The organism is Flavobacterium procerum, assembly GCF_042431625.1.
GTDB classification, from domain to species: domain Bacteria; phylum Bacteroidota; class Bacteroidia; order Flavobacteriales; family Flavobacteriaceae; genus Flavobacterium; species Flavobacterium procerum.
This window is the reverse complement of sequence record NZ_JBHLYW010000010.1, coordinates 28,628-44,257: the sequence shown is the minus strand read 5'-3', so window position 1 is coordinate 44,257 and position 15,630 is coordinate 28,628. Positions and strand designations below refer to the sequence as shown.

The 15,630-nt window shown below is 33.6% G+C and carries 12 protein-coding genes and 2 tRNA genes; 8 read left to right on the top strand and 6 right to left on the bottom strand.

Going from position 1 to position 15,630, the window contains the following annotated elements; genetic code table 11:
• Positions 1–140: 140 nt before the first annotated feature.
• The 4 genes from ACFFLS_RS14595 to polA all read right to left on the bottom strand — a co-directional run bounded on the left by ACFFLS_RS14595 (position 141) and on the right by polA (position 6,221).
• Complete coding sequence (locus ACFFLS_RS14595) at positions 141–2,135, bottom strand: phospholipase effector Tle1 domain-containing protein (protein ID WP_379689478.1); 1,995 nt, start codon at positions 2,133–2,135, stop codon at positions 141–143.
• A gap of 7 nt (positions 2,136–2,142) precedes the next feature.
• Positions 2,143–2,634, bottom strand: a complete 492-nt coding sequence (locus ACFFLS_RS14590) for a DUF4280 domain-containing protein (protein WP_379689476.1) — start codon at positions 2,632–2,634, stop codon at positions 2,143–2,145.
• A 185-nt stretch (positions 2,635–2,819) separates the two neighbouring features.
• A complete protein-coding gene (locus ACFFLS_RS14585; RefSeq protein WP_379689475.1) occupies positions 2,820–3,326 on the bottom strand; it encodes a hypothetical protein in 507 nt (168 codons plus the stop codon).
• Between the two features lie 63 nt (positions 3,327–3,389).
• The gene (gene polA / locus ACFFLS_RS14580; protein WP_379684765.1) at positions 3,390–6,221 is read right to left on the bottom strand and encodes a DNA polymerase I; all 2,832 of its coding nucleotides are present in this window, start codon (positions 6,219–6,221) and stop codon (positions 3,390–3,392) included.
• A gap of 324 nt (positions 6,222–6,545) precedes the next feature.
• On the opposite strand from polA, the gene ACFFLS_RS14575 reads away from it, so the two are divergent.
• The 6 genes from ACFFLS_RS14575 to ACFFLS_RS14550 all read left to right on the top strand — a co-directional run bounded on the left by ACFFLS_RS14575 (position 6,546) and on the right by ACFFLS_RS14550 (position 11,026).
• The gene (locus ACFFLS_RS14575) at positions 6,546–6,743 is read left to right on the top strand and encodes a hypothetical protein (protein ID WP_379684766.1); all 198 of its coding nucleotides are present in this window, start codon (positions 6,546–6,548) and stop codon (positions 6,741–6,743) included.
• 177 nt (positions 6,744–6,920) lie between these two features.
• The gene (locus ACFFLS_RS14570; RefSeq protein ID WP_379684767.1) at positions 6,921–7,595 is read left to right on the top strand and encodes a response regulator transcription factor; all 675 of its coding nucleotides are present in this window, start codon (positions 6,921–6,923) and stop codon (positions 7,593–7,595) included.
• 8 nt (positions 7,596–7,603) lie between these two features.
• Positions 7,604–8,932 (top strand): sensor histidine kinase, encoded by a 1,329-nt coding sequence (locus ACFFLS_RS14565; protein ID WP_379684768.1) that lies wholly within the window; start codon positions 7,604–7,606, stop codon positions 8,930–8,932.
• Between the two features lie 104 nt (positions 8,933–9,036).
• Positions 9,037–9,240, top strand: coding sequence for a hypothetical protein (locus ACFFLS_RS14560; RefSeq protein ID WP_379684769.1), 204 nt, complete (start codon positions 9,037–9,039; stop codon positions 9,238–9,240).
• Positions 9,241–9,413: 173 nt separating this feature from the next.
• On the top strand, positions 9,414–10,649 hold the full coding sequence (locus ACFFLS_RS14555) for a metallophosphoesterase (RefSeq protein WP_379684770.1): 1,236 nt from the start codon (positions 9,414–9,416) through the stop codon (positions 10,647–10,649).
• 74 nt (positions 10,650–10,723) lie between these two features.
• Positions 10,724–11,026 carry a thioredoxin family protein gene (locus ACFFLS_RS14550; RefSeq protein WP_379684771.1) on the top strand — a complete coding sequence of 101 codons (303 nt, stop codon included), beginning with the start codon at positions 10,724–10,726 and terminating at the stop codon, positions 11,024–11,026.
• 25 nt (positions 11,027–11,051) lie between these two features.
• Here ACFFLS_RS14550 and ACFFLS_RS14545 read toward each other — a convergent pair whose 3' ends face one another.
• Entirely contained in the window at positions 11,052–11,693 is a 642-nt protein-coding gene (locus tag ACFFLS_RS14545) for a polysaccharide deacetylase family protein (protein ID WP_379684772.1), read from the bottom strand.
• A gap of 93 nt (positions 11,694–11,786) precedes the next feature.
• Positions 11,787–15,113, bottom strand: a complete 3,327-nt coding sequence (locus tag ACFFLS_RS14540; RefSeq protein WP_379684773.1) for a glycosyltransferase family 117 protein — start codon at positions 15,111–15,113, stop codon at positions 11,787–11,789.
• Positions 15,114–15,358: 245 nt separating this feature from the next.
• Between ACFFLS_RS14540 and ACFFLS_RS14535 the strand changes: the two genes are divergently transcribed.
• Positions 15,359–15,429: transfer RNA gene (locus ACFFLS_RS14535), tRNA-Gln, on the top strand.
• Between the two features lie 116 nt (positions 15,430–15,545).
• Positions 15,546–15,616 (top strand) — tRNA-Gln (locus ACFFLS_RS14530).
• Positions 15,617–15,630: the final 14 nt, after the last annotated feature.

Genomic DNA, 15,630 nt, shown 5'->3' with positions numbered 1-15,630 from the left:
CTTTTGGCATCTTTGAAATTATCAGGAAGTAACTTATAGCTTAAAAATGTAAGAATGAGAATAAGTAGTATGGATAATATTTTATTTTGAAAAAGATTTAATTTATTCATGTGATTTATTATATTTATAAGTTTACATTTTTAACCATCGTGATGTTTTCTGTAAGGTTTGCCATCTTTATATCTTCCTACTTTGCCAATAGCAATGTAAGCGGAACGATGTAAATATTTATTTCGAATCGGATGTAAATATTCTGAACGAATCGTTATTTTTTCGCTTTTTGCTGCGTCATTTTCCAAAGCATACTTCAATAGTGATTCCTTTGCCTCAAGTAAATCATCAGGAACACTATAATCTAAGCCTTCTGTATATGTCAAAGATTTATTAAATTTTAAGCCATATTTTTCAGCTAATTGTATCATAATTGCTAAAGGAATGTATTGATAACTGTTTGGTATTCCATTGCGAGTTGCTCTAATAGTGGTATTACTTTGTTGGGGTCTAACAATTTGGTAGGGTAAATACCATCCTTCTTTTATAACAGATTCTTTGATGTTGTCATATTCTTGTTCTAAATTTAAATCACGTACTTCATTTTCGGTTTCGCCATAGCCTCCACCAATATCGCTATGTGCGCCTGGTAATTGAAGTTCATAACCTATACCGGCTTCAATAGAACTTTTGATATTTGTGAGCGAAAAAAACTTACGATACTCATCTGCAGCGGTCAAGTGCACTACTTTGGCAACATTTCCTTCTAATTTTAATTTTAATTCTTCAACATCATTATCAAAATCGTGTGAAAGTGCAGCTCCAGGTGAACCGTGCTCGCCTTCTTCTTCATAAGAAGAAACAGTATCAAATAGTCCAACAAACATGATGTGAAAATTATTAGACTCCACATGAGTAAATATGTTTTGCAATTCATGCCTTCTCGATACAAAATGTCTGGCAGCGGCGGCACCACGACTAAAGCCAAATACATTAAGATGAATTTCGTTTACAAATTCATTCTCTTTTATTATATTGTCTTTTCTTAGGCTGTCGATGTCTTCTTTTATTTTTTTAAAGGCCTTGGTAACTTTCGAGCGAATTCCTGTTATGCCACCGCCAAAAGCATAACCCATATTATCGTCATTTAATAAATTTTCAGTGCCTTCACCTTCAATGTAAACCTTAATTTCTCTATTTGTTTTATTAACAGAGTTAAGTTGGTGCATAATTGCTACATTCGAGAAAAAATTTTCGTAACTGCTTTCAGCTTCTTTATTGCGTTTGTAGGCGTCAGCTTTTTCTGTTTCTTTGTCGGTTAGTTGGATGCCTTTTTTTTGTTTGAGATATAATAATCTTGCTTCTGTATTGGTAGCATTGTTTTTAGTGCCATCAAAAAATACATTGACAGTAATTTTTACACCAGTTTTAATTTCAGGTTTTTTCTTTTTGTCTGGAATATCGACAACTGCGACCTTGTTATGTTTGGGAGGAGAAATTAGTTTTTCTAAAGTGTTTTTTACTTTTAACTGCGTTGTGTCTTCAAATTTATTGAGAACATTTTTATATTTAATTTGAGCATAAAATTCATGTTCAGACTCATTAAATATATCTTTACTATTGAGGTTATTCATGAAAACCTTTATATTGTTGAAGTAAACTTCGGCCTTACCATATTTATCGACCTTTGCGGTGTAAGTTCCCATATTGCGAGAGCTGTCGGCGTGACCATCTGTTCCTTGGTCTTCCCAAATAGTTATGTTGAGTGTTTCTCCTGCAGGTATGTTGAGTGTAAAGATATACAGTCTTATATTGTCAGCATAGCCTACTATTTTTTCACCAATTTCATTATAATACTCATCTTTCCAAGCTACTTGCTGTATTTCGGGTTTTCCTGCAATAGGGGTTATGCTTAATCTATCAGAACCTCTTATCCCTTTCTCATTAACATAGTTTACCTCAATAATATAGTTTTCACCAAGACTTGTTTGATTAAAAGTAATGCCGCCATCTGTTCCTAAGTCTAATATGGTTTTACCGTTTTTTAAAAGTTTCCAATGTTGTTCTTTAATATTATTACCACTTAAAACATAAATGTTTTTTCCAAGTATCGGTTTTGGATTTCCTATAATATGAATATTCATGATTTCTTTATTTTTCTACTTCAGGCTTACCAACTAATCTATTTTGAAAAGCTTCCATATCTACTAATGGATTTATCTGCTTGTGAAGCATAGCATTTGTACTCATTATATTTGATATAGAAATTTCAACTTTTTGTCCGTGATTAACCACTTCGATGCAATCTTTTCCTCCTATTGGGCATGTAGCTTTGCTGTCTTCTAGTAAAATCTTGCCTTGATTACTAAGAGTAACTTTTTCGTAAAATTCACTCCATTCGGTTAGTATCACTTGACATGGCAAATAATCATTTCCAGATGGTTGTTTTTTACATTTTCCAAAAGTGTTTTTTTCTAGAGTTTGTCCAATCTCTTTAGTTGTTGCCACTAGTTTGTTCTCAGCATCGTTATCGTTGGCATAATGTTTTTGATGTGATTTTACTAAAAGAATGTCCGTTTTAGGCACAACGCTAAACTTACATTTTACTGTTGCGCCTTGTACTACTAAATGTTTTTTTGCCATTGCCAGTTAATTTAAGAAGTTAAAAATATCAAATAAAATCTTATACACGCTAAAAAAATGTAATATTTTTCTTAAACATAAATAGATTATTAAAACAAAAGAGCCATATTTTCTTTTTGAAAATATGGCTCTAATTTTATGGGTAATCTAAAGTTATTTTTAATGTGCTTGTTGTAGGTCTTTGCTTAATCTCCTTCAAACGGATAAAAGTTTCCGTATCTATTTTTGCATTCTATAAAGATTTTTTTAGGCAGTCCATTTTTGAAACTAATTTTTGTGAAAACCTTTTTGTCGCATTCAGTATCAGCTGTATTGTTAAAAATCAAAAAGTCATTTTTAATTTCTTTTGGTAATTCACTTTCTCTAAAAATGTAATAATTTCCTAGGTATTGATTTTTAGCATTAAAAATTAAGATTCTACTTGTGCTTCTGCATGACATACCCCATGTCCAGACGGAATTCATGATTTTGTAAGCCTTGCCTTTGTCGGTTTTTAAAATTCCTAAATAGGTTAGAGAAGTCTCTGTTCCTCCTTTGTCATTCCATTTCCCAAAAATAAATTCTTTTCCAATTTTGTTTTTATGAAGAACTTCAAGTCTTAAATGTTCGTCTTTTACTTGAGCATTGCCAAATTTCGGCATTATTATAATCAAAATAAAAAACATCTTGATTAAGATTGTTCTTTCTTTCATTAAAAACTATAATTTAAGTTATTCATAAATCTAAAATCAACAATCTGAAATCTAAAATCCTATTTAATGCGCCTCTAACCAGTCTTTACCCATTCCAAGTTCAACTTCTAAAGGAACCGACATTTTAAATGCATTTTCCATTTCGTGTTTAATCATCGGCTGGATTTTTTCGAGTTCATCTTTGTGAACATCGAACACAAGCTCATCATGCACTTGAAGCAACATTTTAGATTTCCAGTTTTCGTCACGAAGTTTTTTGTGAATATTAATCATGGCGATTTTAATCACATCGGCAGCACTTCCTTGGATTGGTGCGTTTACAGCATTTCGTTCAGCAGCGCTTCTTACCACAGCATTTGCAGAATTAATATCTTTTAAATAACGGCGACGACCTAAAATAGTTTGTACATATCCTTTTTCACGAGCAAACTCAACTTGCTCTGAGATATAAGATTTAAGACGCGGATAGGTTTTGTAATATGCATCGATCAAAGCAGCGCTTTCGCTTCTGGATAATGAAGTCTGATTACTTAATCCAAAAGCAGAAACACCATAGATGATTCCGAAGTTTACGGTTTTAGCGTTGCTTCTTTGTTCGCGAGAAACCTCTTCCAACGCCACATCAAAAACTTTTGCAGCAGTTGCTCTGTGAATATCTTCGCCGTTTTGGAAAGCTTTAATCATATTTTCTTCTCCACTCAAAGCTGCAATAATACGCAATTCAATCTGCGAGTAATCGGCAGAGATTAAAGTGTAATTTTCATCGCGTGCCACAAAAGCTTTACGAATCTGACGGCCTCTTTCGGTACGAATTGGAATATTCTGCAAGTTCGGATTATTCGAACTTAAACGTCCTGTTGCAGCAACAGTCTGCATATAATCGGTATGAACGCGTTGTGTTTTTTTGTCAACTTGCTCTGGTAGGGCCAAAATATAAGTGCTTTGTAATTTCACCATTTGACGCCAATCCAAAATTTGTTTTACGATTGGATTATCGTTTGCTAAATAAGTTAGAACTTCTTCGCCCGTCGCGTATTGCCCTGTTTTAGTTTTCTTTTGTTTAGCGCCTCCAATTTTAAGCTTTTCAAATAAAATGTCTCCTAATTGTTTTGGAGAAGCCAGATTGAATTTTTCCCCGGCAGTTTCATAGATTTGTTGTTCAAGAGATTTAATTTCAACATCCATCTCTTTAGACATTTCTTTTAAGAAATCAACATCTAAACGAATTCCTTCCGTTTCCATAGCTGCCAAAACACTTACTAACGGAATTTCGATTTCGTCGAAAAGCTTTTTAGTTTCTGTTTTGTCTAATTCTGTGGTAAAGATTTCTTTTAATTGTAAAGTCACATCGGCATCTTCTGCGGCATATTCTTTAATATCTTCTAAAGCAACATCGCGCATCGAAAGCTGATTTTTTCCTTTTTTACCAATTAAAGTCTCGATTGATTTTGGTGAATATTTTAAATAGGTTTCTGCCAAAATATCCATATTATGACGCATATCCGGATTAATTAGATAATGCGCAATCATGGTGTCAAAAAGTTTTCCTTTTACAGTAACGCCGTAATTAGAAAGGATTTTTAGGTCGTATTTTAAATTCTGACCTATTTTTTCAATGTTTTCATTTTCAAAAAACGGAACAAATTTCTCAACTAAAACTTTTGCTTCTTCTTGATTTTCTGGAAACGGAACATAAAATGCTTTTCCTTTTTCATAAGAAAACGATATTCCGACCAATTCTGCATGTAAAGCATCGATTCCTGTAGTTTCAGTATCAAAACATACGGAAGTCTGCTTTTCTAAATTCTGCAAAAGCAATTTAATTCCTAAATCTCCTTGAATCGTCTGATAAGAATGCTCCGTATTTTCTAAAGTATTGTAGAATGAAGTTCTCGAAGTTTCCGAATCCTCATCTGTAGTACTTCCGAAAAGGTCAAATTGATCTTCGTTTTTTTGTTGTTTTTTATACAATTTGGCATCCGAAGCCGGAGTTGAAGTCTGCGTTCCATCTGTTTTAAAAAGATTGTCAAACTGTTCTGCCATTCTTCTAAATTCCAATTCCTGAAATATTGCGTCTGTTTTTTCAATATCTGGACGAGAAAGCTCGTAGTCATCTTCGTTAAAAACAACATCACAGTCACAGATAATGGTTGCGAGTTTTTTAGATAAAATTCCTTTTTCCTTATTGGCTTCAATGTTTTCTTTCATTTTGCCTTTTAGTTTGTCTGTATTTGCCAAAAGGTTTTCTATTGTGCCAAATTCTTTCAGGAATTTTTTAGCAGTCACTTCACCAACGCCAGGTAATCCAGGAATGTTATCGACAGCATCGCCCATCATTCCAAGAAAATCAATTACCTGTTCTGGTCTTTCAATCTCAAATTTTGCTAGAACTTCAGGAATTCCCCAAATCTCGATTCCGTTACCCATTCGGGCAGGTTTGTACATGAAAATATTTTCAGAAACCAATTGTGCAAAATCCTTATCTGGAGTTACCATAAAAACTTTATAGTTCTGTTTTTCTGCCTGTTTTGCAATTGTTCCAATTAAATCATCAGCCTCGCAGCCTTCGATTTCAATAATCGGAATGTGCATGGCTTTTAATAATTCTTGAATATAAGGAACAGCAATCTTAATTGCTTCTGGAGTAGCATCGCGATTGGCTTTGTATTCAACAAACATTTCGGTTCTTACATGGCTTCCGCCTTTATCAAAAGCAACAGCCAAATGATCTGGTTTTTCTCTTTTGATTACATCTAGAAGTGAGTTCATAAAACCCATAATTGCAGATGTATCCATTCCTTTTGAGTTGATTCTCGGGTTTTTAATAAAGGCATAATAACCACGAAAAATTAATGCATAAGCATCTAGAAGAAAAAGGCGTTTTTGAGTTGACATATTTAAAAATATTAGTCTGTAAAAATAAACAATTGGGTTTTAAAAACAGATTTGTTCATGAAAATTAATTTTTTTGAAACCATATAAGTTATATAAGTTCATTTTAGTAAAGATATCTTCTGTAGAGACGCACCGCAGTGCGTCTAATATTTTTTATGAATATTATTTAAATGAATTTATATAACTAAATATGGTAGAAAAACTGCGAAGAGTTAATATCAAGTTAAAATGTTTAGTGATAGTGGTTTCTTCATTTTTTCTTCATTTTACGAAGGTAATTTTGAACTGTAAAATAAAAGGTTATTAATTTAAAACTTAGAAATCATGCGAAATTTATTAATGTTATTAGTGGCAGTTTTAGGAACAAGTGCAATGGTTCAAGCGTTCCCTGCAAAAGATGTAAAAACAGCTCCTGTAAAAGAGGTTAAAGCGGTAAAACATCCAAAACATAAATCTGATAAAAAAATGAAATCAGATAAAAAAGAAACTTCTAAAACAGAAACAGAGAAAGTGAAAAAATAAATATTTGTTTGTCTGGTTCTGAATCTTTAAAACCAGATAAGAATATTTATGCTGAATGCAGATGGAGAAAGCTGATGAAGAAATTTGTCAGCTTTTTTTATTCGTTAATTTTTTAATAATGCACAAAATCAGTTTTATATATTGATTAATTTTAACGGTGCTTAAACCTAATTTCTGATGAATGTTTTAATTGTAGAAGATAATAAAGAACTCGCGGCAGAAGTTTATGATTTTCTTTGCAAAGCCGGTTACATTTGTAAAATCGCAAATAATTGCAGTGATGCTCTTGAAGAATTTACGGGTAATGATTATGATGCAATGTTGCTGGATCTTGGTCTTCCTGACGGCGATGGTTTTGATGTCCTGCAAACCGTTCGTAAAACAAAATCAAAAATGGCGGTAATTGTTCTTACCGCGCGTGGCGAACTCGACGACAGGATCAACGGACTACATCTTGGAGCAGATGATTATTTGACGAAACCTTTTGCGCTTACAGAACTCAGCGCAAGATTATTTGCCGTTATCCGCAGGATACACGGATTTACATTGAATAATTTAAGCATTCACGGATTCCTGCTTCAATTGCAGGACTATAAAGTGACTTTTAATGATGTTCCGATTAATTTGACCAAAAAGGAATTTGATATTTTTCAGTATCTCGTTTTGAATAAAAATCGCGTAATTACTCGTTTACAGCTTACAGAACATATTTGGGGAGATATTTTGGAAGTCAATTCAGATTCTAATTTCATTGATGTACATGTGCGGAATCTCCGAAAAAAACTAGACAAACACAGATCTATTGATTGGTTTGAAACCGTTCGCAATGTGGGTTATCGAATAAACGAATAATATTCAGGATGAAAATCAAACATCAATTAGCCATTTTTAATGCCCTGACCAGATTACTGGTGATTCTCATTCTATGGTTGATGCTTCCTATTTTGGTGCAAAATGTAGTGTACAGGCACATAAACAATGGGCTTATTGAAAAAAAGAAAAAATTTATAGATCATTTAAACCGAAAAGAAATTGATGATTTTATAGAAAATGAAGACAATAATACTGAGACATACTCTCAGTTTTCGACTCTTCACAGTGAATTTCTGGTTCTTTCAAAAAGTACAATCAAACCCACTCAAAAACAAACAACTTTTTCAAACGAATACAGAATTATAGAAGGAGAAGAGAACGAATACCGAATACTAAAACATTGTTTCAGCTATGAAAATGAGAACTATCAGCTCGAAATTGGAAGCAGTTTAAGTGAAGTGAATGATCTTACTTTTATCATCCGTTTTTTTATTATCATCGTTTTTGTGGTCATCTTGTTTATTACTTTTTTGGCTGATACTTTTTACATCGAATATCTTTTAAAACCTTTTTATCGCATTATAGATACAAAAATTAGGCGCGTAAACGAACCTGAAGCTTTTGATCACACTCCGATAAAAGCGGCTTCAAGAGATTTTAGGGAACTGGATTTTGTTTTAAACCAAATGATGGATCGCATTGCAGAGCTTTTCAAAAAAGAAAAACAATTTATCTCCAACGTTTCGCACGAACTTTTAACTCCAATTGCACTTCTTAAAAATAAACTCGAAAATTTGCTTCAGAACGAGTCATTAGACGATATCGCGGTAGATAAAATTGCGGGTTCTTTGAAAACATTAGACATGCTGAAAAAAATCATCAACAATCTGTTGCTGATTTCGAGAATAGAAAACAATCAATATGAAGCAAATGAAGAAATTCATTTAAAAGAAATAGTGTGCGATCTTTATGAAGATCTTCAAGACCGTATTGAAGACAGGAAAATTGTATTTACCAATACAATGCAGCATGATTTCACTTTTAGAGGAAATAAAACTTTGATTCACATTTTAATTTACAATTTAGTCACCAATGCAATAAAATACAATAAAACTGATGGGAGTATTACAATTTCAGACGGTTTTCTGCAGGATTATTATTTTGTTCAGATTAGTGATTCGGGAATTGGAATGGACAATTCTCAGTTGGAAAAGATTTTTAATCGATTCGCGAGAATAAATTCAGATCAGGACGGGCAGGGGCTTGGACTTGCAATTGCTTCCAGTATTGCCGTTTTTCATCACATTCAGATTACGGTAGAATCAAAAATGAACGAAGGCAGTATTTTTCGATTGTTGTTCCCGATAGCCAATTAAAAGTTAAATTTTAATATAAGACTTTTTCTTCATTTTGTCTTCATGTTTCAGATGTAGTTTTGACTTATAAATAATGAAATAATAATCATAAAAACTTAAAAGTCATGAAAGCACAAATCAAAAAACTAGCATTTTTAGCAGTAGCAGTATTAGGAACAATTTCAATGGTAAATGCTCAATCAGCTCCAGCTTCAGCGGCTCCAGCAAAAGAAGTTAAGGTTTCTAAACACGATAAAAAAGGGCACAAAAAAGCAAAAGAAGAGAAAAAAACAGAAGCAAAACCAGAAGCAACAAAAGCTAAAAAATAAAAAATATCGTTTTTAGTCAATTAAAAGGCTGAGAAAGGTAAACTTGAAAAAAATTGTAATGTAAAAGCTGATGGAGAAATCTGTCGGCTTTTTGGCTTTAAGAGCGTTAAATTTTTTATAATGAAAAGCAATAGAATTTTCATTCTTTGTTACTTTGCTTAAAACTATATTTAATGATCCTTAAATTTTTAATTCTTTGCGGCCTCTTGCTGCTTATTGAATTTTATTCCTACCAAGTTTTACGAACTCTTATTAAATTGAGATGGGTTTTAATAACCTGCCAGATTATCAGTTTTTTGATTTTGGTATTCATCATATATTCTTTTTCTCAAATAGATAGATCTGTTGGTCAAACCAAACAGTTTATGTTTACAACAGGTTTGATGCTGCTCATTTATGTTCCTAAAATTGTAATGACACTGGTTTTATTTGGAGAAGACATTTTTAGAATAGGGGCGAGCATCCTGAATTATTTTGTTTACAATGCTCCCCGAAAAGAAATAATGCCAGACAGGCGAAAGTTTATAAGTCAGATTGCACTCGGCCTCGCAGCGGTGCCATTTTTATCTCTGATTTACGGAATTTTTGAAGGGAAATATAATTTTAAAGTAATTAAGCAAACTGTCTTTTTTCCTGATTTGCCAGATGCTTTTGATGGTTTTAGAATTACTCAGATTTCAGATGTACATAGCGGGAGTTTTGATAATCCTGAAAAGATAAATTATGCAATTGATTTGATCAACCAGCAGGAAGCAGACATGATTTTATTTACAGGAGATATTGTAAATACGCATGCAAAAGAAATGCATCCGTGGTTGGAGACTTTTAGCCGTATTAAAAATTACAAATACGGTAAGTTTTCGGTTTTAGGGAATCACGATTATGGCGAATATGTGGTTTGGCCTTCAGAAAAACAAAAAGAAGAGAATTTTAAAGAAATCAAAGAACTTTATGGTAAAATTGGTTTTGAATTATTACTGAATGAACACCGATATATTCAGAAAGGCGATGATAAAATTGCTTTGATTGGAGTAGAGAACTGGGGTGTTGATTTTAAAAAAGCTGGAGATTTGAATAAAGCTTCAAAAGATGTTGCTCAAGACGATTTTAAAGTGCTTATGAGTCACGATCCGAGCCATTGGGATGCAGAAATTAGAGAGCATCCTAAAAACTTTCATTTGACTTTTGCAGGTCATACACATGGAATGCAGTTTGGAATTGAGATTCCAGGTTATTTTAAATGGAGTCTGGCGCAATACCTTTATAAACAATGGGCTGGTTTGTACGAAACAGCCGGAAAATACATTTATGTAAACCGCGGATTCGGTTTTCATGCCTATCCAGGTCGAGTTGGTATTATGCCCGAAATAACAGTGATAGAACTAAAAAAGGGCAACAATGTGGCTTAATTCGTTAAAAATGCTACATTTGTATATAATTACCTCTTTTTATTAAATTAGAAAAGAATTAAATTTTTGGTTTTATGTCAAAATTTGGAGAACTAATAAATGCACAAGTCCCTGTCTTAATTGATTTTTATACAGACTGGAACGAATCATCAGTTTCTATGCATCCTGTGATTAAGGATGTTGCAGCTGCGCTTGGCGATAAGGCGAAGGTAATCAAAATTGATGTAGATAAAAATCAGGAACTTGCCGAAGCACTTCGTATAAAAGGACTTCCTACACTTATGATTTATAAAGACGGACAGATGATTTGGAGACAATCCGGAGAACTTGACGCAAATACGCTGATCGGAATTGTTCAGGAGCAGTTTAATGTTTAAAAAACTTCTTTAGGTTTGATTTTGTTTAGTGAATAATATCAAACTGATATCCATTTTCTTTTAAAAAATGCAGGGTTTTTGGCAGCGCAAATTTTAAGTTTGGCGAAGCCTTAATGCTGTCATGAAATACAATTACGCTTCCTGATTTTACATTTTTCGTAACATTTTCAAGGCATTTCTGGGGAGTAATGTTCTGGTCGAAGTCGGCGCTTAAAACATCCCACATAACAATTTTATAGCCTAATTTTCTAAGGATTTTAGATTGCGCCTTTTTGATTTTTCCGTAAGGCGGACGAAACAATAATCTGTTTGGTGCTTTTTTTTGTTCTTCTAAAACTTCAGCGCAATTCTGTACGTTACGTATGTAGTCATCAGTGTGAATCTTCCATCCGTTTACGTGGTTCATAGTGTGGTTTCCTATCGAATGACCGTCGGTAATCAGTTTTTCGAACAAAGCTAAATTGGCTTTTATGTTTTTTCCAATACAGAAAAAAGTGGCCTTTGCATCAAATTTCTTTAATTCAGAAAGCACCCAGTCTGTAATTTCAGGAGTTGGGCCATCATCAAAAGTAAGGTATATTTTCTTCTCATTGTTAGGAATATCCCAGCAATATTTAGAAAACACCTTTTTGATAAATGCGTTAGTTTTTACCCAATAAAAGCCCATTTGATGATTATTTTTAGACCTTATAAAATTAAAAAATGCAGCGCGATTTTTCAAACCGTGCTGCATTTTTTTAATTATTAGTTTTTTTGTATATTATTTAGTTTTCACAGAATCATTTTTAGCGTCTGGTTCCTGATTTCTTTCAGGATCTCTGTCAAAACGTTCAAATACATTTATATAGGTGTTAAATGCGATTTTGTGTTTTTCATAAAAAGCTTTGTCTTTGTTGTTTTTCATTACATGAAGCAAGCTTCTGTAACGCTCAATGTCTGTAACAATATCCATCGCTAAATCAACTTGATCTGTAGGCTGCAGGGTACTGTAGTAATTTAGGTTTTCTTTGTATTTTTCTACCAGTTTATTTAACAGATCCTGGGCTTTGGCAGTTTCTCCAACTTTGTAATAACCATTTGCAAACGGTTCAACTAGAGAATAGTAGCCAAACTTATCCAAAGGCAGTTTAGTCATTGCCAGATTGATTACATTTTTGGCTTTGTCTATTTTCCCTTCTGCAATCAGTTGGTCCATCAAACGTGATAAGTTGGTACGGTAGGTAATACTGTTTCTTCTGGTCTCAGGATCGTGATAGATTTTATCGCTTTCGCTGTTGCCCCAATCCCATTTCATTACAATATCATACATTTTATCAGCATCAATTTGTCCCATATCCATTGGTCCGCCATCTTTAGAAGGCGTGTTTTTAACTGGTACAAGTTTATAAACCATTCCGTCTAGTTGCAAATAGTTTTTTAGCCATAAATAATCCTCGTCATCAAATGCACCACCACTAAAGTAAATAGGACGTTTCCAGTTATTGTTTGCTAAAATGTCAAGCATCATTAATCTGTTTTTGTATAATGCACTTCCTTTAATGTCGATATCTAGATAAGGAACAATAGAATCATTGTATTTAGGATTCACGACTTTGTTCTTTATAATAGTTTCTTTGTCAACATTTACCCTGATTTTATTAGTTGGGAAAAAGTGAATAGTTTGCCCATTCTGAAGCCCTACAGTCGATTTTGGATTTTTGATGAAATCAAGGAAATCATGGATGTTCCAACGGGTTTCAATTTTAGGAATATGCGCAACATAATCAAGATTATCTCCCACATACTGTTCATGTTTAAATGATATTGGTAACGGATCAGATTCGTATGATTTGGCTTTCATTTGATCGATATACCAGTCTGTCATGAAAAGACTTGTGTTTACAATCTTAACATCGGTTCTAAAATGCTCAATTTCCTGTGCGTACCACAGCGGGAAAGTGTCATTATCTCCAATCGTAAACAAAATGGCATTTTTGTCGCACGAACTTAAATATGCTTTTGCCATTGCAACTGCAGTATAACGATTAGATCTGTCGTGATCATCCCAGTTTTGAGACGCCATTAGTACTGGGGCTGCGAGTAAACTTCCAGCAATAATTATCGGTCCGGCAATTTTTGGAGCAATATAGTTTCGTAGGCTTTCATATAATGAATAAACTCCAAAACCAATCCAGATGGCAAAAACATAAAATGATCCTACAAGAGCATAATCTCTTTCACGCGGTTCAAAAGGTCTTTCGTTAAGATAAATTTTAAGTGCAATACCAGTGAATAAGAATAAAGCCAAAAGCACATAAAAGCTCTTCAGGTCTTTGTTGGCGTGATACATAATACCGATTAGGCCTAAAATAAATGGTAGGAAGTAATAGGCATTTCGTCCTTTATTATTTAAAACATCTGCTGGTAGGTTGTTTTGAGAGCCTAAATGAATAGAGTCTAAAGGTTTGATACCGCTGATCCAGTTTCCGTCTAGGTTGTCATATTTACCTTGAATGTCATTCTGACGTCCTACGAAATTCCACATCAAATATCTCCAGTACATATATCCGAATTGGTATTCAAACATAAAGGCAAGATTATCTACTGTTGAAGGTTTTTCAACAACCAAATATTCGCCATAACTTTTCAAGAATTTAACATAGCCTTCGTTGTCGATCTGTTTTTGAGCAAAAGCTCTTCTAAATTCAGAAACTGTATTTTCAACTTCGTTACGCAATTGTGCAACAGCTTTGTTGTATTCCTCTTCTGATAATTGCTGTGCGTCGATTCCGTATTTGGACAAATCTTCTCCATAGTCATGATTTGGGTCAATCTTGAATTTTGGAGGATTTGTAAAGTTTATATAGTTTTGAATATGAGGCGTTTCTGTACTCCACATTCTTGGCAGTACCGTTTTCTGATTGTCATCAGAATTTTGTTCTGCATTCTTATAGTTGTTAGTGATGATATACTTTCCAGTTTTATAATCTCTTTCGTAGTTTGGTTTTTTATCCAAATAAGGGGTTTCAGCATCAAGACCAGCAAAAACTTCAGTGTATTGAGGACCATAAAACAATGGGTTTACACCATATTGTTCACGGTTGTAATAAGCCAGAACCTCTGCAGCATCTGAAGGTTTGTTTTCGTTGATAACCGGATTTGCATTGGCACGTACTGGAAGCATTAGCCAAGTAGAAAAACCAATCAATATAAATAAGATGCAGAGAATAATAGTATTGTAAAAAATAAAACCATTTTGTCTGGTATATTTTAATCCGAAATAGAAAAATGCAATAAATAAAAGCGCAACAAAAATAGTTCCCGAGTTAAATGGTAATCCCATATTGTTTACCATTATGATTTCGCTTTCTCCAAAAAATGCCATTGTCAACGGAAGCAACAACTTGAAGATAAACAACAGAATTCCGATTACTACAATATTGGCAATAATGAAGTTTTTAAGTGTAACTTTTTCATAATGTTTAAAGTAGTATAGGAACCCGATGGAAGGAATAGTCAAAAGCGCCATAAAGTGAACACCAAACGAAAGCCCGATAACAAGAGAAATAATCAAAAGCCATTTGTTTCCTTTTGGTTTATCCATATCCTGTTCCCAGCGTAATCCAAGCCAGAATAGCAGTGCAATTAATAAAGAAGCCATTGCATAAACTTCGGCTTCTACTGCATTAAACCAGAAACTGTCAGAGAAAGTATAGGCTAGAGACCCAACCAATGAGCTTCCTAAAATAACGATAGAATTGCTTTGTGTAATTTCTGAAGTCTGTTCCACAATTTTCTTCAAAATCATAGAAGAAGACCAGAACATAAAAAGAATTGTAAAAGCGCTTGAAAAAACAGACATCATATTAACCATTACCGCTACATGCTGTGCGTCTATAGCAAACATCGCAAAAAATGCTCCCATCATCTGAAAGAGCGGTGCTCCCGGAGGATGGCCTACTTCTAGTTTGGCTGCGGTAGCAATATATTCGCCGCAATCCCAAAAGCTCATTGTAGGTTCAACAGTTAGTGTGTAAGTAATTAAAGCGATTGCAAATGCAAACCAACCAATAATTGTATTCCATTTATTGAAATTGAATTGTGCCATATTTAGGTGTTAAAATTTTGTATTTTTTCTATCCTACAAAGAAAATGTTTTTTTATGTAAAGAAACGAGCATTAACAAAAAATTCTACAAAACTCTCTAGGGGTGGTAATTTGTTGTCTTTGAAGTGCTTCTGAAGTCCAAGAGAATTTCAAAGTGAAAAAAAAACTAAAAAATGATTTTTTTTGGTTAAAAAGTTTGCACAAACTAAATAAAGCCTTAAATTTGCACTCGCTTTACAGCACTGCTGGTCTATGGTGTAATGGTAACACTACGGTTTTTGGTGCCGTCTTTCTAGGTTCGAGTCCTAGTAGACCAACAGAAAAGCCTCTCAGAAATGAGAGGCTTTTTTTTATGCAAAAAAAGTTGCCTTAAAAATTTGCATAGATTAAATAAAATTCTAATTTTGCACCCGCTTAACCGCGACACATGTATTGGTCTATGGTGTAATGGTAACACTACGGTTTTTGGTGCCGTCTTTCTAGGTTCGAGTCCTAGTAGACCAACGTAAAAAGCCTCT